The sequence below is a fragment of the Streptococcus sp. E29BA genome, assembly GCF_041807805.1.
In the GTDB taxonomy this organism is placed as follows: domain Bacteria; phylum Bacillota; class Bacilli; order Lactobacillales; family Streptococcaceae; genus Streptococcus; species Streptococcus entericus.
Genome location: NZ_JBGTZA010000027.1, coordinates 1 through 25,327 on the forward strand (window position 1 = coordinate 1; position 25,327 = coordinate 25,327).

The following is a 25,327-nucleotide window of genomic DNA, read 5'->3' on the forward strand; positions in this document are numbered from 1 at the left end:
GCCATAAACATAAAACGAGAGAAGACAAGAACTGTCCTCTCTCGGTGTTAAGTGGGTCAACCCACTACAGTTGACAATGAGCCAAAAATACCAAATCTTTTTCAAAAGAAAATAAAAAAGCTGGAACAGACCCCTGACTACCTTGCAATCATGGATCTGTCCAACCCTCTGCTATATCTCTAAACAATGCCGATTATAGGGCTCGAACCTACGACCTACGCGTTACGAGTGCGTTGCTCTACCAACTGAGCTAAATCGGCTAACCTCTTTTATTTTACTACTTGTGAAAAAAATGTCAAGAGGTTTTTTATCTTTTATCTAGTTTACCGTCCTTGTCGCAAATGATTATTAATCCGCTGGACTTTTTGCTTCTCAATCGTGTAAATAATTCCCCAAATGACGAGGTAAATCACAACAAACTCTAAGAAAAACGACAACAACATCGTCAGATTTGAGACATCAATCCAACCATTAAAACCCATCATCCCCAGAGCCAAAGCAAAAATTACCATAAAATGGACAAGTGTTTTGATTAAGGTCGGTCTACTATTATGGTTATCATCATAGATGAGAGCCGACAGTCCCATCAGTCCTGAGCCAATCACCGTGACGAGAACCTGTTGCCAAGACTGACTTGGAATCTCCCAAAACCATAGACTAAACATGTACCAGAACATGCCGACACCAACACCGTACATCCAACAATCAAGATATTTTTTCATGATCTTTTCTCCTTATAATCCTAATTTTTTCTCAAGATATTTCAAATAGCGACGACTGACCGTTACTTTTGTCTTGCCAGTCAACACAGCAGTCATGTTCCCTGAAAACGAATGCTCCAAATACTGCAACTGCTTAATATTGATGAGCCCGTAGCGGGAAATCTGGAGCAAATCAGGGTGATTCACCCGCTCTTGAAAATGAATTAAGCGCTCCACCGTCCGATAACTCCCTTTTGTCGTCAGCACCTGCAACTCTCCCCCATCCACTTCAACCGCGATCATATCTGCCACTGAGACCAACTGAACACGTTCAGCGGTCTTGATGGGCAAAAGCTCTGTGACCGACTGACCAAAGCCCTCTAGGTAGGTCATCACATCTTGTACTTCTTGGTCAAGCCTCGCTTTTCGGAGGATAACCTCCAACTCTGCCTGGCCATCACTGACTTCAAACGACCATTTCATGCGTATCCCTCCATTTTTTGATAGACGTCTTATCTGCTCTTATTTTAGCAAAATCGCAGAGCTTTGTGACTGATTTTCTGCTCAGTGGTCAAATTTGCCCCTTGAGTGGTCACAAACAGCCGTTAGCGACCTGCAAGACGATTTTTCATAGCAAAAAGTTGAGTTTCCTCCCTAAAGTGTTTACAATAAAATAAGAACCTACCACATTTGAAAACGAAGGAAAGCACACCTATGACCATGGATCAACTACTCCAACAATTACCAGAAACAGCGCCTGTTTTACAGGCAACATTTGGCCTAGAACGCGAAAGTCTCCGTATTACGGATACAAGCCGTGTCGCCCAAACACCGCACCCTAGCCTATTAGGGTCCAGACAGTTCCATCCCTACATCCAGACCGACTATGGCGAAGCTCAGCTCGAATTGATTACACCCGTCGCGCAAACGACAGCAGAAACGCGACGCTTCTTAGGTGCCATCACTGATGTTGCAGGACGCTCTATCGAACGAGACCAATACCTCTGGCCTCTTTCCATGCCACCGCATATCAGTGAAGCTGACGTTCAGATTGCTGCACTAGAGGACCAAACGGAGTACCAGTACCGGGTCGGTCTAGGCAAACGCTATGGCAAACTACTGCAATCCATGAGTGGCATACACTATAATGTTGAACTGGGGACGGACTTGACAGCGCAGCTCTTTGCCCTTAGCGGTTATGACAATCAAATTGCTTTTCGCAACGACCTCTACCTCAAATTAGCCCAAAACTTCCTGCGCTACCGTTGGTTTCTAACTTATCTTTACGGCGCTAGTCCCGTGGCTGAGCGAGGATTTCTCAAGGACACGCTAAACAGTCCTGTCCGTTCTCTGAGAAATAGCTCACTCGGCTATGTCAATCACGAGGACATTCAGGTCTCTTTTGCTGATTTAACGACTTATGTGACACAGTTGGAGGCTTATGTTGCATCTGGACAACTCTCTGCCGAAAAAGAATTCTATGCCCCTGTTCGATTGCGTGGGAGCAAGCACAACCGTGATTACCTCACTAAAGGGATTACTTACCTAGAATTTCGCTGCTTTGACCTCAATCCTTTTGACCCTCTAGGCATCAGTCAACAGACACTGGATACGGTACATCTTTTCATCCTAGCCCTCCTCTGGTTAGACCAGTCTACTTCAGTCGATAAAGACATCGCTGCTGCTAATGACTTGAATAATCGCATCGCACTGGCACACCCTCTGGAACCTTTGCCGGCTGAGGCTGACTATCACAGCATTCTACGGGCAATGACCGAGGTGGTCACGCATTTCCAACTGGATGATTATTACCACCAACTGATTCAGCAAGTTCAAGAAGCAATCAACAGCCCTCGCCTGACCCTATCAGGACAGCTAGTGTCTCACCTTGACGGCCTCTCTTTACAAGATTTCGGACAGCAACAGGGACAAACTTATAGGGCTTACTTCTGGTCCGCCCCTTATGCCCTCAAAGGCTATGAGTCGATGGAGCTATCTACCCAGTTGCTGTTATTTGATGCCATTCAACAAGGACTTCATGTTGAAATTTTAGACGAAAATGACCAGTTTTTAAAACTTTGGCATAATGACCATGTCGAATACGTCAAAAATGGCAACATGACTTCTAAAGATAACTATATCGTCCCACTAGCCATGGCCAATAAAACGGTCACCAAAAAAATCCTTGCAGATGCTGGCTTCCCTGTTCCTGCTGGTCAAGAATTTTCTAGTAAGTCAGCTGCTCGTCGCTACTATGGGCAAATCGCAGAGCAAGCCATCGTCGTCAAACCAAAATCAACTAATTTTGGTCTGGGCATTAGTATTTTTCAGGACCCAGCCAGCCTAGACGACTATGACAAGGCACTCGATATTGCATTTGCAGAGGATAGTGATGTCCTTGTGGAAACTTTTATCCCAGGTATCGAGTACCGCTTCTTTGTCCTTGATGGCAAGTGCGAAGCAGTGCTTCTCCGAGTCGCCGCCAATGTCGTCGGAGATGGCACTCACACGATTGCACAGCTTATTGACCTTAAAAATCAAAATCCTCTAAGAGGCAGGGACCACCGCTCACCTCTAGAACTCATCACCCTAGGAGATATTGAGTGCCTGACCCTCCAACAACAGGGCTATACTCCGGATACCATCCTCCCTGAAGGCATCAAAGCTAACTTACGAGGAAATTCTAACATCTCAACCGGTGGTGACTCTATTGATGTTACCGAACAAATGCACGAGAGTTTTAAACAGTTGGCTGCTGACATGGCAACGGCGATTGGAGCCTGGATCTGCGGGGTTGACTTGATTATCCCTGACCTTAGCAAAACAGCCAGTAAAGAAATACCAAATTGCACCTGTATCGAACTCAACTTCAATCCTTCCATGTATATGCACACCTACTGCCACGAAGGACCTGGTCAGCCTCTAACAGCTAAAATACTGGCAAACCTATTCCCCGAAATACACTAATGTAAAAATCCAGCAACTATTGCTGGATTTTTATCGTTTTTAGGGGGGTTAAGGACAAAAATTGCGGTCAATCACTGTAAGCCGACTGACCAAAAAAGTTTATCAGGCGACATCTACCTGCTTATTTTTTGCCTTGTCGTTTATGCTCTTTGATGACTTTCAACGCACGTTTGCGGGTTTTGATATTTGGACTTTTTAGCTTGCGATAGCAGCTGGCCAAATCAAGACGTTCTGCCATAGTGTTTCCTCCTTTTTTTGACGTATTTCTAGTTTATCACAACTTTGTTAACCGGTAAAGTATTTTGTAAAGTGCAAACCTGCCCAAAGGCAGGTTCTGTCCAATTCATCTTAACGACGAAGACCAAGTGATTGAATCAATTCGCGGTAACGGTTAACGTCTGTACGACGCAAGTAAGCCAAAAGGTTACGACGGTGACCGATTTTTTTCAACAACCCACGGTATGTAGCGTAGTCATGTTTGTGCTCTTTGATGTGGTTGTTCAAGTGGTTGATTTCCCAAGTCAAAACAGCAACTTGTACTTCAACTGAACCAGTGTCGCCTTCGTGGCGCGCATATTGAGCGATGATTTCATTTTTTTTCTCTTTTGAGATTGCCATTGTTTTTCTCCTTTTTTCTCCTCTATCCGAGTGCTGGGCTTGGCAGTCCCAGAACCAAGAAAGAGTTAGTTTCGTCCTTGGACTTCTTCATTTTATCAACCTTTTTCACTTTTGTCAAATGGCAGAGCAAAATAACTGAATTGACCTTAAAAAACTAATAAATTATGATAAAATAAACTAAAAGACACCAGACAAGGAGAAGCTATGACAACGATTGATGACTGGGTTGAAGCCCTGGAACTTGTTCCTCATATTGAAGGCGGCTATTATCGGCAGATCTACAAATCAAAAGAATCTGCCAGGACAGATCGGGCGCTTTACACCAGTATTTATTTCCTGTTAACGGCGGAAAGTCCGTCGCGTTTTCATCGCCTAACGGCAGATGAAATCTGGTATTTTCATGCTGGCGCACCTCTAACGATTCATATGATACACCCAGACGGAACCTACGAGGCAGTCAAATTAAGCAACAAGGTGCTAGATAATTGCCGCTTACAGTATTGTGTCCCAAAAGGCACTATCTTTGGTTCTACAGTAGAAGACGAGGGTGCCTTTGCGCTGGTCTCCTGCATGGTGGCTCCTGGTTTTGAGTATGAGGATTTTGAACTCTTTGACCGAGTGAAGCTGTTGGCCAGTTACCCTGACCACGCTGACATCATCACCCGCTTAACCAAAGGAGAATGACAATGAAGAAAATCATCCTGACAGTACTGACCAGCTCACTTCTTGTACTCACGGCTTGTCAGTCAACACAAAAAACCAAACCAAGTGTTCCAACGTCAGTCAGCTCATCAAAGCAGGCTAATAGTTCTAACTCCACCTCAACCACCACCAGTTCAAGCTCCCAGACCGAAACATCAAGCCAAACGATAGCGGCATCCAGCTCTGCTATGGCAACGCCAAAGCCCCAAGCTGAAAGCCAACCACCAGCACCGAGCAATGAAGAGCTCTATGCCACCACCCTCCATCTGGTGGCGACGGATACGACAGCGGGGCGGGCAACACACTATGCTTTTGTTGATATTGATAGTAATGGAACAGCTGAGTTGCTGACGAGCCATTTCTTTAATGGACAGATCTCACCAGCCGCCCTCTACTACCTGCAAAATGGGGTACCGACCTATCTCGCGCGGACTTATGTGGCAAGCGCAGGCGGTGGTCGAGAGGGTTTTGTCATCTACCAAGACGGCACTGTAGAATCCGTCTCTTGGCATTCGGCAAGCGGGCAAGGAACTGCTACCCTCTACCAGTTATCACCTGATAACAGCGGGCATTGGGTGATTGGGGAAGCGGACTTTGATATGCGAGCAAGCGGTGTAGCTGAGCCTCATCAGTTTAAACAAGGTAGAGCAGTGCTTGATATGGACAGTTTATCATGGACAGCCTTTTGAGGGTAGGAAAAAAGGCAAGCCTCACGCAAGACTTGCCCCCTCAACCAGCCTTAGGCTGTTTTTTTTAATGCTTCTTAGGTAGGATAATATTAAGCACGAGAGCCACCAAAGTACCTGTTGAAATCCCTGAAGAGAAAATCATGCGAAAGGCTTCTGGCAGATTATCCAAGATATTGGGACGTACCGTTACACCGATACCTAAAGCAAACGCCACTGAGATAATCAAGAGTTCTCGGTCACCTAACTCAACTTGTCCCAACGTTTTCAAGCCCTGAGCAGCCACTAAACCAAACATGATGACCCCTACCCCACCAAGCACAGGACTTGGCATGACTGAAATCAAAGCTGATAGTTTTGGAAATAGTCCAAGAACAGCCAAAATAGCTCCCGCAACAATCATGACGTGGCGACTGGCAACCTTGGTCAAGCTGATCAAGCCGACATTCTGAGAAAAGGCCGTGTTTGGTCCTGCTCCAAACACCCCTGAAATCATTGACCCAATGCCATCTGCCAAAACTCCAGATGAGATTTGCTCACTGCTCACTTTGGTCTGTGAGGCTTCACCAATCGCCATCACGACACCGACTGTACCGATACTTGACACGATATAAGCTGGCACAAATGATAGGGTGGAAGCCAAGTCAAAGGTAAACCCATAGCGCAAGGGATTGGGTATTGCCAACCAAGACGCGGCTGAAACAGCTGATAAGTCAACCATTCCCAAAGGAATCGAGATGAGGTAACCGAAAACCATGCCGACAAAAACCGCTGCTGTTTTCCACATGCCCTTGCCAAAATGGCTAAGGAGCAGAGTAAACACCATGACCACAAAGGCAACCGCCAAATTCTTAACCGAGCCATAGTCCGCAGATCCAAAGCCTCCCGCAGCCCAATCAATGCTGACAGGTAACAAGGTCACACCGATTAACGAAACCACGATACCAATAATCAGGGGCGGGAAAAATCTCATCAACGGCTTAATAAAACGGCTAAGAACAACCTCCGCAAGAGCTCCTGTGATGCTTGCTGCCACAATACCCGCCACACCAAATTTAGCACCAACAGCAATTGATGGGTTAACAAAGGTAAAGTCAGTCCCCATCATATTAGCCACTCGAGAACCTAGAGGTCCAAGCCCTTTGGATTGAAGAATCGTTGTCAACCCCGACGAAAAAACGGTAGCACTCACCATCAAGGCAGTCTCTTGAGCAGAAAAGTTCAAGGCGCTACCAATCACCAAAGGCACAGCAACGATACCTGCAAAAGCAGCCAAAATATGCTGCAAGGCCAATAAAATTGTCTCAGGCCAGGTCGGTCGATCATCGAGACCATAAAGCAAGGCAGTTGAATTTCTTGAAGAGTTTCTTGTCATTTTCGTTCTCTTTCTTTATTGATTAGAGCCTAATTTTAGCAAGAAAACAAGCTTTAATCAAGTTATTTCTTTAAAAAATATAAAAAAACAATCAAAAAGTTAATATTTGCTGTTTTTTAACCCCTCTTCAAACTTTCCTTTGTTAGTCTTTTATGGTATAGTAATAGAAATGATTAGACAGGAAGTATCGCAATGACACCACAAGAAAACATTATTCGCGCCAGCCACTTGATTGACATGACTGATATTATCCGCGAAGGCAACCCTACCTTGAGGGCAACAGCCGAACCAGTTAGTCTCCCATTAAGTGATGAGGACATTATTTTGGGGGAGAAGATGTTGCAATTTCTTAAAAACTCTCAAGACCCGGTTATCAGTGAGAAAATGGGCTTGCGAGCTGGAGTTGGTCTAGCAGCTCCGCAATTAGACATCTCTAAACGTATCATCGCAGCTCTCGTGCCAAATCCAGAAGATGCTGACGGCAACCCGCCTAAAGAAGCCTATGCGCTGGACGTTATCATGTTTAATCCTAAAATTGTTGCTCATTCTGTCCAAAATGCCGCTTTATCAGACGGTGAAGGGTGCTTATCTGTTGATCGTCCCATTGAAGGTTATGTCCCACGACATGCCCGAGTAACCATCGATTACATTGATAAAAATGGGCAAAACCAACGTCTAAAACTCAGAGGGTTTAACAGCATCGTTGTCCAACATGAAATTGACCACCTCAACGGCATCTTCTTCTACGACCGTATCAATAAGGCTAACCCATTTGAAGAGCCTGAGGACTTACTCTTGCTATAATAGTTGCCACCTCGGTAGCCACTCACTAAGATTTTTTCGTTAAGCTAGAATTAAGCTAACTCGTCTATACTATAGTCACTCCTAAAATTTTTTCTTTTTCATAACTCTCCTTGAAACGAGCAGGTCCAAAAACCTGCTCGTTTCTTTTGGGCTAAAAACAAAAAAAAAAGAGCACAGGCTCTACCTCGCTTAGGGCTGCTGGATTCCTCCCCTGACCCGCTTCACGCAAGAACCTTGCTCCGATTCTATTATAGCATATTCTGAGTATTTGACAAGCTTTTTTCACTCTTCTTTCGTTCTCGTCCTTGACGAAAGAACTCCTGCATGATGGTTGCACACTCCTGCTCACAAACTCCGTGCTCAACCGTCACTCGATGGTTGAGCCGTTCGTCCGTCAAAATCTCATAGAGGCTACCTGCGGCACCAAACTTAGGATTTTTCGCCCCATAGATAACCTGCGGGATACGGGCAAGCCCAATAGCTCCGCTACACATGACGCAAGGCTCAATGGTCACAAAGAGTGTACAGTCCAGCAATCGCCAGTTCCCGACCGCCTGATTGGCCTCATTGATGGCCATGATTTCCGCATGCATGATGGCTTGGTTGAGTTCCTCGCGCGCATTGTGTCCTCGACCGATAACCTGACCATCCTTGACGATGACACAACCGATGGGAATTTCTGCCTTGGCGAGAGACTTTTCTGCTTCTAATAGCGCCTGCCCCATAAAATAGGCTTTTTCCTCTGGACTGAAATCAATCATGTCAGATCTCCCAAATCCCAAACCTTATGAGGCTGGGCAAGTTCGACAGGAATCCCCTCTGCCCAGTGCTGGGCTTGTTGCCTGAGGGTTTCCAGATGGTTATCTGGTGAAATATGTGGCTCTGGAAACTGAGGCAGATGAGTCAGAACAAGTTTTTTCACGTTTGCTTCTTTGGCAATGAGACCTGCTTCTTTACTAGTCAGATGGGCAGGATGGTTCTCTTTGCCTTCATAAAAATAGACATCGGCTAAAAAGAGGTCTGCACCATTAGCAAAATCTGCCAAGCCATCAAAGTAACCCGTATCTCCTGTAAAGACCAGGACCTGCCCTGTTGCCTGCTCTGCTATTTTCATCGCATAACACAGAACAGGGTGAACGGTTTTCATCACCTTAATGGTGAACGAACCAATCGTGAAGGCTTGATTAGGACCATAAGCAATCCCTTCGCTAACATCAGGAATGGTGAGTTTAGCAAACTCATGGGCGTCCTCGGTGTGACCATAGATAGGCAGGACACGAGGTGTCCACTGGTCTTTAGGGTAAAGCTGGCGATAATGGCGCAAGACTCCAAGATCCGCCACATGGTCTGGATGGTAGTGACTGATGATAACCGCATCAAGGTCAAGGGGAGACATGACTTTCTCCAGCTCGTTGAGGGCACGGCTACCGCAGTCGATAAGAAGGGTGAAGCCGTCCTCGCCTGTTAAGAGAAAGCTGGTTGTTCCTTGGTCTTGATAGGGGTAACCGCCCCAGCAACCCAGTGTCTGTAGTTTCATGATGAGCTCCTTTGGTCTTTTCTTTATTATATCATAAAAACTCTTTCGGCTTTTTTGTAATCATTCAAGAAAAAGGAAAACCCTATTATTCTGCTGTCAATTACGCTATAATAGGCTTATCTTATCTTTTGGAGGATTATTATGTCACGTTACCTTTCAGGGCTGGTTTGGCTCATAATCACTGCTCTTATCCCACTACTACTCTTAGTTTGTTATGCCTTGGGAGCAGGTGTTGCTGACTTGACACAGATTTTTGCTTTAACAACTGGCATATTTGCTTATGTTTGGCTTTTGGAAGCTCTATTTTTGGCAGGCAAGCCTAAATGGCTTGACGCTAGCAGCGCAGTACTAGGGCAAGTTGCACTGGCTTTGGCAAGCTTGCCTCTATCCTTGTCACATGCCCAGCTGAGTCCAGGTATCAGTTGGGGGAGTTTGTCCGGTCGTCTCGCGCTAATGCTCCTGCTGGCAATGGGTGCCTATAGCCTGATGTTCTGGGGCGTGCAGAACATGTCAAGTCCTTCCAAGGGGCTTCCCTCTCAATTGATGCTCTGGTTCAATCGGTTAATTGCAGCAGCTGTTGGTCTTATCTTTGTCCATGTTCAGTTGATTGAGAGTGTCCGCCAAAATCTGCCATTTATGTTTGTGTTTTATCTGCTGACAATTACGGCATTCGGGAGCTATCTCCTAAAACCTGCCCAACGTGATGAATCAACCTTGCAACAAGCAAAGAAAGCATCACATTAAGAGTCTAGCAGTTAACTATTACACTATAAAATGACTTAGAGTAACGTTTATTGATGACGATACTCTAAGTCATTTAGTCGTTTTAAGATAGTCTTTCCAGCCTCTTACCAGCTGAATAGCCCTGCCAATGGTGATTCTTTGACTGCTCAAACAGCCCCTTCAACTAATCGTTTGAGCAAGGTGGAGGCGCAATTGTAACACCACGACGGGTGACTAATCTTTGCCTCTCAAATCAGCACGACCATAACAGATAAACTGAACAATGCTAACACTTTACACAGACGAAGCCAAGCAATTAGAGCAGTTAGGAGACATTGTTTTAAGACGGCTGTGTCACGTGCTTTACCACAAATCCATCCTCCGACTGGTCAACAAGAATATCTGCCTCTTCAAGCAGGTGCTGGTAGTAGGTCTCGTACTGCTGACGACGCGCCTGATGCGTTTGCAAAACAAATTCAGGAACTCGACTACGATGAGCCACATCCCGCGCCAAACGTCTAGCCAACTCCGTCCCGGGATTGGTATAGCAGGCGATAGACAGATCAAAGAGGGACTTGTCCAAAAAGGCAGAAGACATGCCCTCTACGATAAGAATCGGTTTGCTCCCCGTCAAGACCTGCTGCGGTGCCCAAGGAGAACAGTCGATGGTCAGGACATCCATCCCTTTTTGTAGGGCTTGAATATCTCGCGTCAGGCTGGCTAATTCGTGAGAGACAGGCATAGAAGCGGTCACTTTCTGATGTGGTGCATTCGCAGGCCGAACCAGCTGTCGGAGCTGACCGTCAATGATATAGGCATCCGTTTCGATGAGGTTGACCTGCTCTGGGTTGAGGTAGGTCAATAGCGCAGCTGCTAAGGTTGATTTGCCTGAAGCCCCGTGACCATAGATACGCACCGTATGCCGCTTGCCATCGCTGAGCTGCTCTGCGATGCTCTTAAAAAAATCTGATGACATCATAAGTTCCTCTCTGTTTTTAATCGATAGCGTGCCGCACAAAAGGTGTCGCCTAGGTGGTGGAGTTCCTCAAGTCCTAGCAAGTCACCGCCCTGTTTTTCCACCAGGTGACGGCAAGGCCAGTTGTCCTCATGGGTCACAATCAGAATCGAAGAGACTTGGCGTTGTTGGTAGCGCTCAAGAGCAACGGCCAGCAGCTGACTGGCTATTCCTTGACGGCGATAAGCAGGTGCCACCATATAGCCCACATGCCCAAGTTTAAGACAGTCTGGGTGGTCCAGTTCCCAGAAACAGATGACAAAACCGACAATCTCCTCCCCTACAAAGGCAAAGTAACGGGTATAAGGCGACCAAGCCTGACCCTCCTGCTTGGTCTCTGACTGGTCACTCATGCTCACAAATCGTACAAAATCTTCTACTTGCCACCACTCAACGAAAGGGTTCTTTTTCTTATCCTCAAGCATGGCAGCTTCAAAACTTCTGTAGGCTGCTTCGTCGGCTAGAGTGAGTTTACGGTAGTCTATCATGGCAAGCTCCTTCAGTTGTCTTCTTTCCTGTTGGTAAGGCATTTTGCCTATCTGATTTTTCTTTTAGCCTATTTTAGCTTGACCGTCGTTTGTTTATCAAGCTCTGCCATTTCCTGAAAATCTAGAAATTCCGTCCATTTGTGCCGTAGCCATAGCGCTCCATGAAGTCCTGACGGAATTCGAGCAGGTTGTCGTCCATGATGGCCTGACGAACCTTTTTCATCAAGTTGACCAAGAAATAAAGATTGTGGTAACTGGTCAGGCGAATGCCGAAGGTCTCGTCTGCCTTGAGCAGGTGGCGGATATAGGAACGAGTGTAATGCTGACACGTGTAGCAATCACAATCGTGGTCAAGCGGTGTAAAATCCTCAGCGAATTGGGCGTTTTTGACCACCAGACGACCTTGTGAAGTCATACAGGTACCGTTTCGGGCAATCCGTGTCGGCAAAACACAGTCAAACATATCCACCCCACGAATGACCCCATCAATCAGGCTGTCAGGCGCACCGACCCCCATGAGGTAACGCGGCTTGTTATCAGGCAGGAGCGGCACAGTAAAGTCCAGCACCGCATTCATCTCCTCGTGGGTTTCACCGACTGCTAGACCTCCAATAGAGTAGCCTGGGAAGTCCATGCTGACAAGGTCTGCAGCTGATTGGCGACGCAGGTCCTCGAAGCCCGCTCCTTGGACAATACCAAAGAGCCCTTGGTCATGGGGACGACGGTGAGCTTTAAGCCCGCGCTCCGCCCAGCGACTGGTGCGTTCAATGGATTTTTTGACATAATCATAAGGCTGGTAAAACTGCGGACACTCGTCAAAGCTCATCATGATGTCAGAACCGAGATTGTTCTGAATAGAGATGGCTTTTTCAGGTGACAGGAACATTTTTGAGCCGTTGAGGTGGTTTTTGAAGGTCACACCCTCTTCGGTGATGTTACGGCTGTCTGCGAGGGAATAGACTTGGAAACCCCCACTATCGGTCAAAATCGCCTGATCCCAGTTCATGAACTTGTGAAGCCCCCCAGCCCGTGCAATCAGCTCATCACCCGGACGGAGCCAAAGATGGTAGGTGTTTGAGAGGATAATGCCTGAGCCCATTTCCTTGAGCTCTTCAGGCGACTGGGTTTTAACCGTGGCTTGGGTGCCAACTGGCATAAACATAGGGGTCGGAAAGGTACCGTGCGGCGTGATAATTTCTCCGAGGCGGGCACCGGTGTGTTTTTCCGTCTTAATCAGACGGTATTTGATTGGGTAATCTGTCATAACTAAGATACCAAGTTCGACCAGAAAACGATAGAAAAACAGGAAGCTGATGAGACACCTGATGTCTTAGCAGTTTATCTTTTTTCCAAGTTTTCCGGACGGGTTCAATTCCTTTCTTTGTGCTGCCAGAAAAAACAGTTCTGGGTCTTAGTGTGCCAGCTGAGCTGACTTCTCTATTTTACCATAAATTATGCTATAATAGGAAGAACATAATAAAGGAGGACACTATGTCATCGTATGATATTCGCGAAAAAGCCCGTGAAACACTTAAACATCTCCCTACCAAATACCAGCTTTTTTGGCTGCCTATTGCCCTGAGCCTGTTTTTTATGTTTATCCAGCTCAGAGAAACAGCGACTGTTTACAGTGGTTATGCCCTAGCACAAACAGCCTATAGAGGCTCCTCTCTTTTCCCACAGTTAATCAGCTTTATTATCAGTTTAATGGGCTTAGCAACAACCTACACCATGGTTGAAGTGGTGAGACAAAAACGTGACGAGGTGAGCTATAAAGACAGCCTGAGAACCTTCTCAGGACGAATCTTCCTCCACTACCTCTTGCTCTATGTCGTTCGGCTCTTGCTGTTGTTGCCTTGGATCGTTCTTTGCATCGGTCCAGCAATCATTTTATTAGCCTATATGGGGCTAAATTCAGGACATATGAACTCGTTTTATGTTGCCCTCTCTTTTATTTGCTGGCTCATCGGGGTTGTCATGTTAATCATTAAGGCCTATACCTACAGCCAAGCTGAACTGATTTTGCTTGACCATATGGAAGACGGAAAAGATCTTGATCCCTTTGATATGTTTAAAGAAAGTAAGGAGCTGATGGTTGGCAAAAAATTTGACCTCTTTATTCTCCATCTCTCCTTTATCGGTTGGTATATCTTGACAGGGATTACTCTCGGATTGGCTCTTATCTATGTTTTGCCTTATATCACAACAGCTGATGCCATTTTTTATGACCAACTCAAAACGCCTGAACACTAAAGTAAACCCGCTCAATAGAGCGGGCTTTTTAAGTATTTTTATGGCATTATTTAATGTCAAACACCTTCGGTTCCTCTTTCGACATCAGTTCCTTCAGAAGATGAAATTGGACTTAGGATAATAAAGCAATAGGAGAGAAAACAGCACCTACCAGCGACTATTCTTTTACAAGATATAACAAGCGCAGAATCACTTGGAAACCTCACCTCCTGCTATTACAGAATTTCTGTCGAGATAGTGCTGTTAACAATTCTAGTTTTTTGACAATAAGAGCAACAGCTTTGCCAGTCTCGCCAATGGAACTCAGCGGAGTCGTGACCCGCGACTTCTCGTCAATTAAGTCAGCAATGACTGACAAGGTCTTTTTAGCTTGTGTTTTTCAATGTAAAGTATCGGTAACCACGCCAGAACAATCATGGACTTGTCCAATCTGTTCCCTAACCCCGAACCTATTGGAGCACAGCCAGTTTGTGTTCCAAATCAATCTCACTCCTGTAGCGGCATAAAAAACATTGACAAACTACTTAACCAGTGATATAATTTTATTTAATTAATTAGTTAAGGAGTTTTAAATGAAAAAATCCTGTCGCACCCTACTATCCCTCTTACTAACCCTCCTAATCTTGGGAGCTTGTCAGCATAAACCACCTAAAGAAAGTCACGGGTTAAGGATTGTCACTAGCTTCTACCCCATCTATGCCATGACAAAGGAAGTGTCTGGAGACCTCAACGATGTCCGTATGATTCAGTCAGGGCAAGGCATCCACGAATTCGAACCTTCGGTTGCCGACGTCCGCGCCATTTACGATGCTGACGTCTTTATCTACCACTCCCACACCTTGGAGAGCTGGGCTGGACGACTAGATCCAAACCTGGAGCAGTCAGATGTTATCGTTTTGGAGGCCTCCAAAGGCATGAGCCTAAAGCGCGTCCCAGGTCTAGAGGATATTCCTGTCACCGAAGGGATTGATGAGGCGACACTCTACGACCCACACACTTGGGTTGACCCCATTTTAGTGGCTGAGGAGGTTAGGTTAATAGCAGAGCAGTTGACCAACATTGACCCAGACCATGCAGCCACCTACCGGAAAAATGCTGACAAACTGGCAAAAGAAGCTGAAGAGTTGGCAAACCTGTTTGAACAACGTTTCGCCAAAACTAAGGCAAAAACCTTTGTCACTCAGCACACTGCTTTTGCCTACCTAGCAAACCGCTTTGGTTTAGAGCAGCTGGGCATCGCTAGCGTCACTGCCCAAGAACCAAGCCCCCGACAACTGGCAGAAATCAAAGAATTCATCGATACCTACCATGTCACTACCATTTTTGTCGAACGAGGGGCTTCAGACAAGATGGCAAAAGCCCTGGCGACATCAAGCAAGGTGACCCTCAAAATCTTAGAGCCTCTGGAAGCTGACCCACAAAACAACCTCAGTTATCTGGAGAACCTCAGAGCCAATCTCACCATTCTCGCAGAAGACCTTGAAACTAGAAAGGAATAAGAATCCATGAAGAAAAAATACGTTTATAGCTCCGCTGCAGCAATCCTACTCTCCGTGATTAGTTACCAAGTTGGGCATCATCAAGCCCTTGACCAAAATGAGGAAAACCGTGTCTCTTACATCAGCTCGTCAGAGCAATCAACTGGTAACAAGAAAAAAGTCCTCACTGATACAGCCAACATGAGCCCTGACGAGGTCAGCGCTAAAGAAGGGATTAACGCTGAACAAATCGTCGTTAAAATTACCGACCAGGGTTATGTGACGTCACATGGTGATCACTACCATTTCTATAATGGTAAGGTGCCTTTTGATGCTATTATCAGTGAAGAGTTGATCATGAAAGATAGCTCCTATGTCCTCAAACAAGAAGACATCGTCAACGAGGTCAAAGATGGTTACATCATCAAGGTCAACGGCACTTACTATCTTTACCTCAAGGATGCCAAAAAAGCCGCCAATGTCCGTACTAAAGAAGAAATCATTCGCCAGCAACAAAGCACAGGTACTGTTCGACCAAGTCAGCAAGGGAAACAAGGAACGCCTACCACAACAGATAAGAAAAGCGCAACAACGACCAAACCTTACACTACAGATGATGGTTATGTATTTAGCCCAACAGATGTGATTGATGACTTAGGTGATGGCTTCCTCGTGCCGCATGGTGACCACTTCCACTATATCCCGAAAGCTGATTTGTCTCCAGCAGAATTGGCCGCTGCGCAAGCCTATTGGAACGGTAAAAAGACACCTGCTGGTAACTCTATTACCCCTGCACAACCACAGGTTTCTACAGGAAAAACACCAGCTCCAACAGCTAGTCGACAACCTCATGAGCCACTACACACTACTCAACCTGCACCGTCAAATCAGCCTATCCAGCCTATCCAGCCTATCCAGCCTGCACCAAATCAAGCAGGACAACCAGATAATACAGATAACTTAGACAGCTTGCTACAGAGGCTTTACGCTCTACCGTTATCTGAACGTCATGTCGAAGCAGACGGTCTGGTGTTTGATCCAAAAACGATCAGCAAGTGGACCGAGCGTGGTGTCGTCGTACCTCACGGTGATCACTTCCACTTTATCCCTTACAGTCAGATGTCAGAGCTTGAGGCTAAGATTTCTCGTTTATTGGAACAAGGGAATGAGTTGACAAATCCAAGCTCCCCTCTGCAACCTGAGTTACCAAGTCAACCAGAGCCTCAGCCTACTCCTTCAAGTCCAGTAGAGCCTGAAGAAACTGATGAGCTAGATCAGCCAAATAATGTAGAAGAAACAGAAGCAAATCAACCAGAAGACGACAATACCGCATTACCAGAGCGTCGGTACTTTGACTTAAGTAAGTTGAATATTCTTAAATCACCTAAAGGTAAAGATGGTCTACCTTACACAACCAGCGATGGCTACACCTTTAGTCCTGAGAGCATCATAGCCTATGATGACGAAGGTTTCCGAGCAAAACACGATGACCACGAGCACTATATCTTCTACCATGAATTAGAAGACGATGAGCTTGAAGCTGCTGCAGACTACATCAATCGTGAGGGAATTGAAGCAACTCCACCGAGCACCTATTCAGCAACAGAAATCGATGCTAAGTTAACCTTTATTTCCTTGGAAAACCAAGTCCCTAAAGCTTTGCTTAAAGTGAGTGGCAATCAGGTCATTATCCCACACGGCAACCATTCTCACACAGCTAACCTGGAGAAGTATCCGACACGCTTGATAGCTAGTGATTTTGACAACACTGAGGATTACCGTGACTTGCTCATTCGACTGAAAATGGGGAAAATTCGTTTGCAGGAGGGCGTCATTGCTGTTTTCCGTGATGATGCAATTGTGACAGCTAGTTATCAAGATGGGACGGAGAAGGAATTTCCGCTTGCTTCTATTACCCTACCATTGACCTATGACGAGGTTGACTACAGTGACCTTGTCACCTACAAGCATCCGCAAGAAGCAAAACTCCGTTACATTGCTAAGCAATACAAGGTGCCACGTAGCCATGTGCGACCTCTCTTCGGCAATTTAGTTTTTGTTGACGGCCATGGTGGGGTTGACTTGAGTCTTGTTGACATCAACGACCCTGTTATCTATACCTTGAAAGATAAGACTAAGCCAGCTGATGGAACGACCTCACCAATACCAAACGAAGAGACAACAACCACGGATGAGGAGAAGGTTTCTGAAACGGATGAAGCTGATACAACAGACCCCCTTCCGAGTCAGCCAACCGAGCAACCTCAGCCTAAACCTGCTAACCAGAGAGCCGAACTATTAGCTTATCTAGGACAATATTATGGTGACAAGGCAAGCACCATTGCCTATATGCCAGGTATTGGCTATGTCATCACACCTATGGTAGGTGAGGAGAATCTAATATTATCAGAAGCGACTGTCCTAACAAGCAAAGAAAAAGGAGAAGCCCTACCTGACTTGGGCAATACTGCTGACGGTGACGAACCAGAAGAGCAAGACTCCACTGAACATAATAACTCTACTGAAACGCCAAGCCAACCAACAACTGATGAGCACCATAAACCAACGCCAGTAGCTGAGCGCAAAGGCAAGCCAAACTCACAAATTATTTACAGTCCTGAAGAAATCGCTGAGGCTAAGGCTGCTGGACGTTACACCACCTCAGATGGTTATATCTTTGATGCCAAGGACATTGAACGTGAAGAGGGAGATGCCTACATCGTTCCTCACATGGACCATAGCCACTGGATTCCTAAGTGGGACTTATCCTATACTGAACGCCGAGCAGCCGAGAAAGAACTAGCCAGTCGTAAGCCAGCAGAAACAGAACCAAGCCGTCCAACGCCACAGCCAAATGACGGTCGCCCAAGGGAACGAGCTGTAGACATCTTTGACAAAGCAGAGCCAGCCAAACGTATTCCGATTGAGAAGATGCCGTACAATTCTGCCTACACCGTCGCGGTTACCAACGGTTACCTCATCATTCCGCACTACAACCATTACCACAACATTGCTATTGCTCGCTTTGATGATTTGTTTGAAGCACCTGCGGGTTACAGCCTAGAGGATCTCTTTGCTACTATCAAATATTATGTAGAAAATCCTGATGAACGCCCTGGTTCAAAAGATGGATGGGGGCGCGATAGCGACATCATGAAAGGTCGTGGCAATGCTGAAAACCGTCCGAATTACCCTGTCGGAAAAGAACCTGATGAAGAAACCGAAGACGAGACGGCAGACACATCATTCCCAGAATCCGAACCTGCTGATAGTGATGAGACACCTGACACAGAATCACCAGCTCAACCTAGTCCGACAGAAACGGAACCAACTAGCACAGAGGATGATAACCTAGACGACTATGACCGTGAGATGCTCAAGCAAGCGACTGCCTTTGGCATGGACCGAGAGGTTTTTGAGGACAAGCTCTACGAGCTGGCAATGACCTATGGTGTCGGTGTGGATACCTTCACCTACGATCCAGAAACCAAATCCGTCCGACTGATTGACAAAAAAGGACAAGCCCACATCATTTCACTTGTTGATTAGATTCTAAAAAGAATTTAGCCCCGACTATGGCTAAATTCTTTTTGCTGCCAAAGTGTCAGAAAAATGACTAAAAGATGCTGGCAATGACACTGTTTTTTCAGCAAAGAACAACCACAAGCCCTCTCTTTTATGGTACAATAGTAGAGATTACAAGATTTTGGAGAATGATATGACACGTAGTATGTATGCAGGCCGTGTTCGTGCTGAACACATTGGACAGACGCTGACCCTGATGGGCTGGGTGGCTCGCCGCCGTGACTTAGGCAGCTTGATTTTCATTGATTTGCGCGACCGCGAGGGCATCATGCAGTTGGTGGTTAACCCTGAGACAGCGTCTAGCGATGTGGTGGCTATCGCCAATGGCTTGCGCAGTGAGTTTGTCATCGAAGTGACAGGTGAGATTTTAGCCCGTGAGCAGGCGAATCCGAACCTACCAACAGGCGAGGTAGAGATGGCAGTTGCCAGCCTTCGTGTACTGAACGAAGCCAAGACCACACCATTTGAAATCAAAGACGGTGTTGAAGTCAGTGACGATACGCGCCTGCGCTACCGCTACCTTGACCTGCGCCGTCCAGAAATGCTGGACAATTTCAAACTCCGCGCCAAGACCACACACGCCATCCGCAACTATCTGGATGAGCTGGAATTTATTGATGTGGAAACGCCGATGTTGACCAAGTCAACGCCAGAAGGAGCGCGCGACTATCTGGTGCCGAGCCGTGTGCACGAGGGTCATTTTTACGCCTTGCCACAGAGCCCACAGATCACCAAGCAGCTTTTGATGAATGCTGGCTTTGACCGCTACTATCAAATTGTCAAGTGTTTCCGTGACGAAGACCTGCGTGGGGATCGCCAGCCGGAATTTACCCAAGTGGACTTGGAGACCTCTTTCCTGTCTGACCAAGAAATCCAAGACCTCATTGAGGGGATGCTGGCTCGTGTCATGAAGGAGACCAAAGGTATCGACGTCATCCTGCCTTTCCCACGCATGAGCTATGATGTCGCTATGAACAGCTACGGGTCAGACAAGCCCGACACCCGTTTTGATATGCTCTTGCAGGATATCTCAGAGCTAGCCAAAACCGTCGACTTCAAAGTCTTTTCAGAAGCAGAAGTGGTCAAGGCTATCGTGGTCAAGGGGGCAGCCGACCGTTATTCGCGGAAGGACATCGACAAGCTGACAGAATTTGCCAAGCAGTTTGGTGCCAAGGGTCTGGCTTGGGTCAAGCACACAGAAGCTAGTCTCAATGGACCGATTGCCAAATTCTTGCCAGCTATTGAGGGTGACTTGATAGCTCGTCTGGAGTTGGTTGAGAACGATTTGGTGCTCTTTGTTGCAGACAGTCTTGATGTTGCCAACAACACCCTCGGCGCTCTTCGTAACCGTCTGGGTAAGGAGCTCGGTCTCATCAACCCAGACCAGTTCAACTTCCTTTGGGTCATCGACTGGCCACTCTTTGAGTATTCGGAGGAAGAAGGGCGCTACATGTCTGCGCACCATCCGTTTACCCTACCAACAGCTGAAACAGCAGATCTCTTGAACGGTGGCGACCTCAGTCAAATCAAGGCTGTCGCCTATGACATTGTCCTCAACGGCTACGAGCTAGGTGGCGGTTCTTTGCGGATCAATCGCCGCGACCTCCAAGAACAAATGTTTGCGACGCTTGGCTTCTCCAAGGAAGAAGCACAGGAGCAATTCGGCTTCTTGCTAGAGGCGATGGACTATGGCTTCCCACCGCACGGTGGCTTGGCTATCGGTCTTGACCGCTTGGTCATGCTTCTAGCTGGTAAGGACAACATCCGCGAGGTCATCGCCTTCCCGAAAAACAACAAGGCCTCTGACCCGATGACCCAAGCCCCAAGCCCAGTTGCCCAGAAGCAACTGGACGAGCTCGCCCTCACGATTAAGAATAATGGTTAAACAAGCAAGTCTTCCTAAAAAATGTCGCTTTGCGATAAAGCGTTTGGCGAAAAAGGTCGGTCTATTTCAGACCCTCCGTAGCATTTCCAGAGAAAAGTACACTGAAAAATTTTCAGCGTCTTTGCTCTATGGTTTGCTATCTAGTATCGCTGTCAACTTTTTCTTTGAACCCGGCAATGTCTACGCCAGCGGCGTGACAGGTCTAGCCCAAGTTTTGTCAGCGCTTAGTCAACGCACCTTAGGAGTAAACATTCCTGTGGCAGCGATTTTCTATGCCATTAACCTACCTCTCCTGGTTTTGGCTTGGCGGACCATCGGGCAAAAGTTCACTATTTTCACCTTTATCACAGTGACCATGAGCTCGCTTTTTATCCAGTTTATGCCCCAGGTTACCTTGACGACTGATCCTCTAGTCAATGCGATTTTTGGTGGTCTAGTCATGGGAACTGGTATCGGTTATGGTCTCAAATCCAATATTTCAAGTGGTGGAACGGACATCATCAGTCTAACGATCCGACGTAAAACTGGGCGCGACGTAGGACGTATTTCCCTGATTGTAAATGGTGTCATCATGGTCTTTGCAGGTCTCTTGTTCGGCTGGCAATACGCCCTTTACTCCATGGTGACCATCTTTGTGTCTAGCCGTGTCACTGATGCCATCTACACCAAACAGAAAAAAATGCAGGCGACCATCGTGACCAGCCAGCCTGACCGTGTCATCAAAATGATTCACCAGAAACTTCATCGAGGGGTGACCTCTATCAACGATGCTCAGGGCACCTACGAAGGCAGCAAAAAAGCAGTACTGATTACCATCATCACTCGCGCTGAGTTCTACGAATTCAAATACCGTATGAAAAAAGCTGACCCAAATGCTTTTGTCTCGGTTGCTGAAAATGTCCAAATTATCGGACGTTTCGTGGATGTGGATTAAGGAGAACTCATGTCAAACAAATACGTTTTTCATCCTAAAAATTTCCTACTGATTGCCCTAGGATGTGCAATCTATGCCTTTGGCTTTGTTATTTTCAAAATGCCCAATCAAATTGCTGACAGCGGGATGTCAGGGGTCGCATTGATTTTGCATGCTCTCTTTGGCATCAATCCCACTATCACAGGCTATCTGATCAACCTTCCATTGATTATCTTAGGGGCTAAACTCTTCGGTCGCAATGCCGTCATCTATACCCTCCATGGCACCGTCATGCTCTACCTCTTTATTTGGCTTTGGCAACTATCAGGTATTGCCGTTGACCTGCAAGGAGACAACACCATCATCGCTATTCTAGCAGGTGTCACCGCAGGTTTAGGAGGAGGATTGGTCTTTCGTTTCGGTGGAACCATGGGTGGCTCAGATATTATCGCAAGAGCTTTGGAAGACAAATTAGGTATTCCACTCGGAAAAAGCCTGCTTGGCATCGATGTCATCGTCATGTTATTATCCCTAACCTATGTCTCTATTCCAAAAATGACTTATGCCCTGATTGCCAGTTTTATCTATAGCCAAGTGGTCAACGTCGTCGAGCGTGGTGGGTACTCTGTCCGTGAAATGATGGTCATTACAGACCAGCCTGACGCCATTTCCCAACAAATCATGCAGGTGCTCGGGCGAGGCGTGACCTATTTCCAAGGCAAAGGGGCGTACTCTGGCAAGGACAAGCAGGTGCTCTACATTATTTTGAACCCTAATGAGGTACGTGACGCCAAGCGTATTGTGACAACAACTGACCCACAAGCTTTCTTGTCCGTCTCCAATGTTGAAGAAGTTGTCAGCCCAGAATTTGTCATCAAACGCAGTAAGTATCGCCAAGTCACTTAGCATACTAGCTAACAGACGACCAGCACACAGCCACAGACATTTAACTTTGAGAAAGGAACAGAGATGTTTCAACTTAACAAAACTAGCCTGCGCGACCTTTTCATGATTGCACTAGGAACAGCCATTTATGCATTTGGCTTTGTTCAATTTAACATGGCCAACCATCTGGCTGAAGGAGGAGTCGCAGGTCTCACCTTGATTATTTATAACCTAACAGGATTAGATCCTTCCTACACTACATTACTGATTAATTTTCCCCTATTTATTCTCGGGGCAAAAATCCTAGGACGTAAAAGTATGGTGCTGAGTATCTACGGTACTCTGACAATGTCCGCTTTTATCTGGCTCTTTCAGAGGATTGCATTGACTATTGATGTCAATCATGATTTGCTCATCGCCTCACTCCTTGCCGGTTTATGTGCTGGTATCGGTAGCGGCCTCGTTTTTCGATTCGGTGGAACGACAGGGGGAACCGATATCATTGCTCGTATCGTTGAAAAGGTGTTGCATGCACAAATCGGAAAAACCTTGTTGCTTGTTGATATCGTCATTCTCCTCCTGTCACTCACTTACATCAATATCCAACACATGATGTACACACTAATTGCCAGTTTTGTTTATAGCCAAGTGATTACAATCATCGAAAATGGCGGCTATCAAGTTCGTGGCATGCTGATTGTCTCCGACTTTGCGCCAGCGATTGCCAAACAAATCCTTGAAAATCTTGAGCGCGGAGTCACCTATCTGGAGGGTGAGGGTGCTTATTCTGGTAGAAGCAAGAAAGTCATCTATGTTGCCTTAAATCCGACAGAAGTCCGTGAAGCTAAGCAAATTATCGCTCAGATAGACCCAGATGCGTTTGTATCCATCCTCAACATTGATGAGGTTATCAGTTCTGATTTTGTAATCAATCGCAAGAAAATTAAAGTATGATTCCATACTAGGAAATCATCAGCAACGAAAACCCTGTGTAACAGTTTGACTTTAGTGAGTTAGCTGCCACACAGGTTTTTTATGTTATAGTGTTTTAGTTTTTATGTTATACCTGATTCCGTTTATCTCGTTGTTCCATACAGCTCGCCTTCTTATTTTTTAGGCTTGCTTCTCCACCTGTCGACTGAGCTGTTGGAGCTGTCTGCGATAAACATCATCGTCCTAAATGAACTATAGTTTGACCAAGCTTGATTAGGAAGCGCCTTTGAACCACAGTATGATAGACCCGTTGCTCTCGCGCATTGCAGATAATCAGGGTTCTATAAGACTGCAGTGGGTCGATCCACTACGGAGATTATAGAGCCAAAAGAGAGAACCAAATCGGTTCTCTCCAGATGCTAGCTTTTCATTAACCCACTACAGTTGACAATGAGCCGGTTTATTAAATATAAAAACTAAAACTTACTGTCTTTTTTTATAAAAATTTATAAATATTATGACTAGAGAAATAATTACTAAAACAAACTCTTTGGAATCATTTTTAATGAAATAACTCAATATAAAAAAAGTTATAACTAAAATTAAAGTGAGATTATTGATAATTCTTTTTTTCATGTAATACCTTTTTATTCAAAGCATTCTGAATAAACGCTACCTAATGAAAATAATTCTAATAGTATTTCTCGCCCACTAACATTAGCAGCAGCTGCTGCAACCGCAGCTTGAGCAGCAGCAAGTTTTGCTCTAGTTGCTTTAAATTTGTTATAGAGCCCAACAGCTTTATACACAAAATTAGCAGCTCCACCTAATGCTTTTAATGCACTTTTTGCCTTAGCAATTTTTGCTGGGGTGAGATTCACAAGCAATGCAACCCCTACGGCAGAAATACATCCTATAACTCCTCTTTTTTGTCTTACTCTTTCACTTACTTTTATTCGATTAATCCCTTTCTCATGGAAATATTGATTTATACTCTCAGAGCCACCTGCGATTACTTCATCTGGTAAATTTTCAATCGCACTTAAAATTTCAAATTCTTCTTCTCCTAAAATTAATGTGCCATCGTCGAAGAATTCCACACCTTCATATGAGTAATCTGTTGAATAATTGTTTTCAACCAAAGATACATCAACCACATCAGTATTCGCATTTTCATTTGCATAAACAGTACTTGCTTGAACAAGTGAAGCAGCTACCCACTAAGGGCAACAAATAGTAATATTTTGGGTAAAAAACGTCTCATAATTGTAATCCTTTCTAACAAACAATTTCAACACCCCTATTGTACTCCTAATTTAATTAAAATCAAGTCTGTTTTTTTCAATTTTTTTATGATATAATGAAGAGGTTTGTGAAGTTTTACAACCCTTAATTGAAATATGTTTAGTCGTACATTTGTGCGGCTATTTTTTCGGCTCTATAAGACTGTAGTGGATAACTCCACCGTAGCGATTATGGAGCCTCTTTTAGTGTAGAAAAAAAGTCCCATATGACCTACAATGAAAAACGTTCCACTAACATTTAGAAAGACTCATATGGAATAAAGAACTAGCCAGGGAAGTGACTAGTTCTTCCTGAGCCTAAAAGTCGAAAAGCGAGGATTTTATCACAAACCTACTCGAAATCAAAGACCCAAATATCACTATTTTGGAGATTGTGGAGGCTGGGAGTCACAAAGAAATCATCGCTAAACTCGATTACCCTGCTCCAAAATGCCAACATTGCCAGGGACAGATGGCCAAGTACGACTTCCAGAAA

Annotated in this window: 23 protein-coding genes, 1 tRNA gene, 1 other RNA gene and 1 pseudogene; 13 read left to right on the plus strand and 13 right to left on the minus strand. The window is 45.6% G+C overall.

Annotation, left to right across the window (positions count from 1 at the left end; all coding sequences use genetic code 11):
* Positions 1-187 precede the first annotated feature (187 nt).
* From ACERC8_RS07290 to ACERC8_RS07300, 3 genes are all read right to left on the minus strand, one after another.
* Positions 188-260 (minus strand) — tRNA-Thr (locus ACERC8_RS07290).
* 63 nt (positions 261-323) lie between these two features.
* The gene (locus ACERC8_RS07295) at positions 324-722 is read right to left on the minus strand and encodes a DUF3021 domain-containing protein (protein ID WP_373659238.1); all 399 of its coding nucleotides are present in this window, start codon (positions 720-722) and stop codon (positions 324-326) included.
* Positions 723-734: 12 nt separating this feature from the next.
* Positions 735-1,184, minus strand: coding sequence for a LytTR family DNA-binding domain-containing protein (locus tag ACERC8_RS07300; RefSeq protein ID WP_373659239.1), 450 nt, complete (start codon positions 1,182-1,184; stop codon positions 735-737).
* Between the two features lie 231 nt (positions 1,185-1,415).
* On the opposite strand from ACERC8_RS07300, the gene gshAB reads away from it, so the two are divergent.
* Positions 1,416-3,668 (plus strand): bifunctional glutamate--cysteine ligase GshA/glutathione synthetase GshB, encoded by a 2,253-nt coding sequence (gshAB, locus tag ACERC8_RS07305; RefSeq protein WP_373659240.1) that lies wholly within the window; start codon positions 1,416-1,418, stop codon positions 3,666-3,668.
* Between the two features lie 121 nt (positions 3,669-3,789).
* Here gshAB and ACERC8_RS07310 read toward each other — a convergent pair whose 3' ends face one another.
* Positions 3,790-3,906, minus strand: coding sequence for a putative metal homeostasis protein (locus tag ACERC8_RS07310; RefSeq protein WP_018367803.1), 117 nt, complete (start codon positions 3,904-3,906; stop codon positions 3,790-3,792).
* Between the two features lie 110 nt (positions 3,907-4,016).
* The gene (gene rpsO / locus ACERC8_RS07315; protein ID WP_018367802.1) at positions 4,017-4,286 is read right to left on the minus strand and encodes a 30S ribosomal protein S15; all 270 of its coding nucleotides are present in this window, start codon (positions 4,284-4,286) and stop codon (positions 4,017-4,019) included.
* 204 nt (positions 4,287-4,490) lie between these two features.
* Between rpsO and ACERC8_RS07320 the strand changes: the two genes are divergently transcribed.
* Together ACERC8_RS07320 and ACERC8_RS07325 are read left to right on the plus strand one after the other, a co-directional pair.
* Positions 4,491-4,970, plus strand: a complete 480-nt coding sequence (locus ACERC8_RS07320) for a cupin domain-containing protein (protein WP_373659241.1) — start codon at positions 4,491-4,493, stop codon at positions 4,968-4,970.
* 2 nt (positions 4,971-4,972) lie between these two features.
* Positions 4,973-5,677, plus strand: coding sequence for a hypothetical protein (locus ACERC8_RS07325; protein ID WP_373659242.1), 705 nt, complete (start codon positions 4,973-4,975; stop codon positions 5,675-5,677).
* Between the two features lie 64 nt (positions 5,678-5,741).
* On the opposite strand, the gene ACERC8_RS07330 is transcribed toward ACERC8_RS07325, so the two are convergent.
* Entirely contained in the window at positions 5,742-7,049 is a 1,308-nt protein-coding gene (locus ACERC8_RS07330; RefSeq protein ID WP_373659243.1) for a uracil-xanthine permease family protein, read from the minus strand.
* Positions 7,050-7,241: 192 nt separating this feature from the next.
* Here ACERC8_RS07330 and def point away from each other — a divergent pair, with 192 nt between their 5' ends.
* Positions 7,242-7,853 carry a peptide deformylase gene (gene def / locus ACERC8_RS07335; RefSeq protein WP_373659244.1) on the plus strand — a complete coding sequence of 204 codons (612 nt, stop codon included), beginning with the start codon at positions 7,242-7,244 and terminating at the stop codon, positions 7,851-7,853.
* Positions 7,854-8,006: 153 nt separating this feature from the next.
* Here the strand turns inward: def and ffs are convergent.
* The 3 genes from ffs to ACERC8_RS07350 form a co-directional block, all read right to left on the minus strand.
* Positions 8,007-8,104: signal recognition particle sRNA small type (gene ffs, locus ACERC8_RS07340), an RNA gene on the minus strand.
* Positions 8,102-8,614: a tRNA adenosine(34) deaminase TadA gene (gene tadA / locus ACERC8_RS07345; RefSeq protein WP_373659245.1), complete on the minus strand. Its 513-nt coding sequence runs from the start codon at positions 8,612-8,614 to the stop codon at positions 8,102-8,104. Before tadA ends, ffs begins: the two co-directional genes overlap by 3 nt.
* Positions 8,611-9,390 carry an MBL fold metallo-hydrolase gene (locus ACERC8_RS07350; protein WP_373659246.1) on the minus strand — a complete coding sequence of 260 codons (780 nt, stop codon included), beginning with the start codon at positions 9,388-9,390 and terminating at the stop codon, positions 8,611-8,613. The genes tadA and ACERC8_RS07350 overlap by 4 nt, the downstream gene beginning before the upstream one ends.
* Positions 9,391-9,531: 141 nt before the next feature.
* On the opposite strand from ACERC8_RS07350, the gene ACERC8_RS07355 reads away from it, so the two are divergent.
* Positions 9,532-10,134, plus strand: coding sequence for a hypothetical protein (locus ACERC8_RS07355; protein ID WP_373659247.1), 603 nt, complete (start codon positions 9,532-9,534; stop codon positions 10,132-10,134).
* A gap of 319 nt (positions 10,135-10,453) precedes the next feature.
* On the opposite strand, the gene ACERC8_RS07360 is transcribed toward ACERC8_RS07355, so the two are convergent.
* The 3 genes from ACERC8_RS07360 to tgt all read right to left on the minus strand — a co-directional run bounded on the left by ACERC8_RS07360 (position 10,454) and on the right by tgt (position 12,880).
* Positions 10,454-11,092 carry a uridine kinase gene (locus tag ACERC8_RS07360; RefSeq protein WP_373659248.1) on the minus strand — a complete coding sequence of 213 codons (639 nt, stop codon included), beginning with the start codon at positions 11,090-11,092 and terminating at the stop codon, positions 10,454-10,456.
* The gene (locus ACERC8_RS07365) at positions 11,089-11,616 is read right to left on the minus strand and encodes a GNAT family N-acetyltransferase (protein ID WP_373659249.1); all 528 of its coding nucleotides are present in this window, start codon (positions 11,614-11,616) and stop codon (positions 11,089-11,091) included. The genes ACERC8_RS07360 and ACERC8_RS07365 overlap by 4 nt, the downstream gene beginning before the upstream one ends.
* Before the next feature lie 121 nt (positions 11,617-11,737).
* Positions 11,738-12,880, minus strand: a complete 1,143-nt coding sequence (gene tgt / locus ACERC8_RS07370) for a tRNA guanosine(34) transglycosylase Tgt (RefSeq protein WP_373659250.1) — start codon at positions 12,878-12,880, stop codon at positions 11,738-11,740.
* Positions 12,881-13,107: 227 nt separating this feature from the next.
* Between tgt and ACERC8_RS07375 the strand changes: the two genes are divergently transcribed.
* From ACERC8_RS07375 to ACERC8_RS07405, 7 genes are all read left to right on the plus strand, one after another.
* Positions 13,108-13,869, plus strand: a complete 762-nt coding sequence (locus tag ACERC8_RS07375; protein WP_373659251.1) for a DUF975 family protein — start codon at positions 13,108-13,110, stop codon at positions 13,867-13,869.
* 572 nt (positions 13,870-14,441) lie between these two features.
* Positions 14,442-15,368, plus strand: a complete 927-nt coding sequence (locus tag ACERC8_RS07380) for a metal ABC transporter solute-binding protein, Zn/Mn family (protein ID WP_373659252.1) — start codon at positions 14,442-14,444, stop codon at positions 15,366-15,368.
* A 6-nt stretch (positions 15,369-15,374) separates the two neighbouring features.
* Positions 15,375-18,896 carry a pneumococcal-type histidine triad protein gene (locus ACERC8_RS07385; RefSeq protein WP_373659253.1) on the plus strand — a complete coding sequence of 1,174 codons (3,522 nt, stop codon included), beginning with the start codon at positions 15,375-15,377 and terminating at the stop codon, positions 18,894-18,896.
* A 169-nt stretch (positions 18,897-19,065) separates the two neighbouring features.
* The gene (gene aspS, locus ACERC8_RS07390; protein ID WP_373659254.1) at positions 19,066-20,817 is read left to right on the plus strand and encodes an aspartate--tRNA ligase; all 1,752 of its coding nucleotides are present in this window, start codon (positions 19,066-19,068) and stop codon (positions 20,815-20,817) included.
* Positions 20,810-21,751, plus strand: coding sequence for a YitT family protein (locus tag ACERC8_RS07395; RefSeq protein ID WP_373659255.1), 942 nt, complete (start codon positions 20,810-20,812; stop codon positions 21,749-21,751). Before aspS ends, ACERC8_RS07395 begins: the two co-directional genes overlap by 8 nt.
* Positions 21,752-21,760: 9 nt before the next feature.
* Positions 21,761-22,636 carry a YitT family protein gene (locus ACERC8_RS07400; RefSeq protein WP_373659256.1) on the plus strand — a complete coding sequence of 292 codons (876 nt, stop codon included), beginning with the start codon at positions 21,761-21,763 and terminating at the stop codon, positions 22,634-22,636.
* Between the two features lie 63 nt (positions 22,637-22,699).
* Positions 22,700-23,569, plus strand: coding sequence for a YitT family protein (locus ACERC8_RS07405; RefSeq protein ID WP_373659257.1), 870 nt, complete (start codon positions 22,700-22,702; stop codon positions 23,567-23,569).
* Positions 23,570-24,195: 626 nt separating this feature from the next.
* On the opposite strand, the gene ACERC8_RS07410 is transcribed toward ACERC8_RS07405, so the two are convergent.
* A complete protein-coding gene (locus ACERC8_RS07410; RefSeq protein WP_373659258.1) occupies positions 24,196-24,705 on the minus strand; it encodes a hypothetical protein in 510 nt (169 codons plus the stop codon).
* 469 nt (positions 24,706-25,174) lie between these two features.
* Between ACERC8_RS07410 and ACERC8_RS07415 the strand changes: the two are divergent.
* Positions 25,175-25,327 (plus strand): annotated as a pseudogene (locus tag ACERC8_RS07415) (ISL3 family transposase); the annotation flags it as partial.

Coding starts and splice junctions, on each gene's coding strand:
- ACERC8_RS07300 (WP_373659239.1), bottom strand. CDS start 1,184: ATGAAATGGTCGTTTGAAGTCAGTGATGGCCAGGCAGAGTTGGAGGTT.
- ACERC8_RS07360 (WP_373659248.1), bottom strand. CDS start 11,092: ATGATGTCATCAGATTTTTTTAAGAGCATCGCAGAGCAGCTCAGCGAT.
- ACERC8_RS07350 (WP_373659246.1), bottom strand. CDS start 9,390: ATGAAACTACAGACACTGGGTTGCTGGGGCGGTTACCCCTATCAAGAC.
- ACERC8_RS07375 (WP_373659251.1), top strand. CDS start 13,108: ATGTCATCGTATGATATTCGCGAAAAAGCCCGTGAAACACTTAAACAT.
- ACERC8_RS07325 (WP_373659242.1), top strand. CDS start 4,973: ATGAAGAAAATCATCCTGACAGTACTGACCAGCTCACTTCTTGTACTC.
- ACERC8_RS07310 (WP_018367803.1), bottom strand. CDS start 3,906: ATGGCAGAACGTCTTGATTTGGCCAGCTGCTATCGCAAGCTAAAAAGT.
- ACERC8_RS07295 (WP_373659238.1), bottom strand. CDS start 722: ATGAAAAAATATCTTGATTGTTGGATGTACGGTGTTGGTGTCGGCATG.
- ACERC8_RS07395 (WP_373659255.1), top strand. CDS start 20,810: ATGGTTAAACAAGCAAGTCTTCCTAAAAAATGTCGCTTTGCGATAAAG.
- def (WP_373659244.1), top strand. CDS start 7,242: ATGACACCACAAGAAAACATTATTCGCGCCAGCCACTTGATTGACATG.
- gshAB (WP_373659240.1), top strand. CDS start 1,416: ATGACCATGGATCAACTACTCCAACAATTACCAGAAACAGCGCCTGTT.
- ACERC8_RS07320 (WP_373659241.1), top strand. CDS start 4,491: ATGACAACGATTGATGACTGGGTTGAAGCCCTGGAACTTGTTCCTCAT.
- ACERC8_RS07400 (WP_373659256.1), top strand. CDS start 21,761: ATGTCAAACAAATACGTTTTTCATCCTAAAAATTTCCTACTGATTGCC.
- rpsO (WP_018367802.1), bottom strand. CDS start 4,286: ATGGCAATCTCAAAAGAGAAAAAAAATGAAATCATCGCTCAATATGCG.
- aspS (WP_373659254.1), top strand. CDS start 19,066: ATGACACGTAGTATGTATGCAGGCCGTGTTCGTGCTGAACACATTGGA.
- tadA (WP_373659245.1), bottom strand. CDS start 8,614: ATGATTGATTTCAGTCCAGAGGAAAAAGCCTATTTTATGGGGCAGGCG.
- tgt (WP_373659250.1), bottom strand. CDS start 12,880: ATGACAGATTACCCAATCAAATACCGTCTGATTAAGACGGAAAAACAC.
- ACERC8_RS07385 (WP_373659253.1), top strand. CDS start 15,375: ATGAAGAAAAAATACGTTTATAGCTCCGCTGCAGCAATCCTACTCTCC.
- ACERC8_RS07405 (WP_373659257.1), top strand. CDS start 22,700: ATGTTTCAACTTAACAAAACTAGCCTGCGCGACCTTTTCATGATTGCA.
- ACERC8_RS07355 (WP_373659247.1), top strand. CDS start 9,532: ATGTCACGTTACCTTTCAGGGCTGGTTTGGCTCATAATCACTGCTCTT.
- ACERC8_RS07330 (WP_373659243.1), bottom strand. CDS start 7,049: ATGACAAGAAACTCTTCAAGAAATTCAACTGCCTTGCTTTATGGTCTC.
- ACERC8_RS07380 (WP_373659252.1), top strand. CDS start 14,442: ATGAAAAAATCCTGTCGCACCCTACTATCCCTCTTACTAACCCTCCTA.
- ACERC8_RS07365 (WP_373659249.1), bottom strand. CDS start 11,616: ATGATAGACTACCGTAAACTCACTCTAGCCGACGAAGCAGCCTACAGA.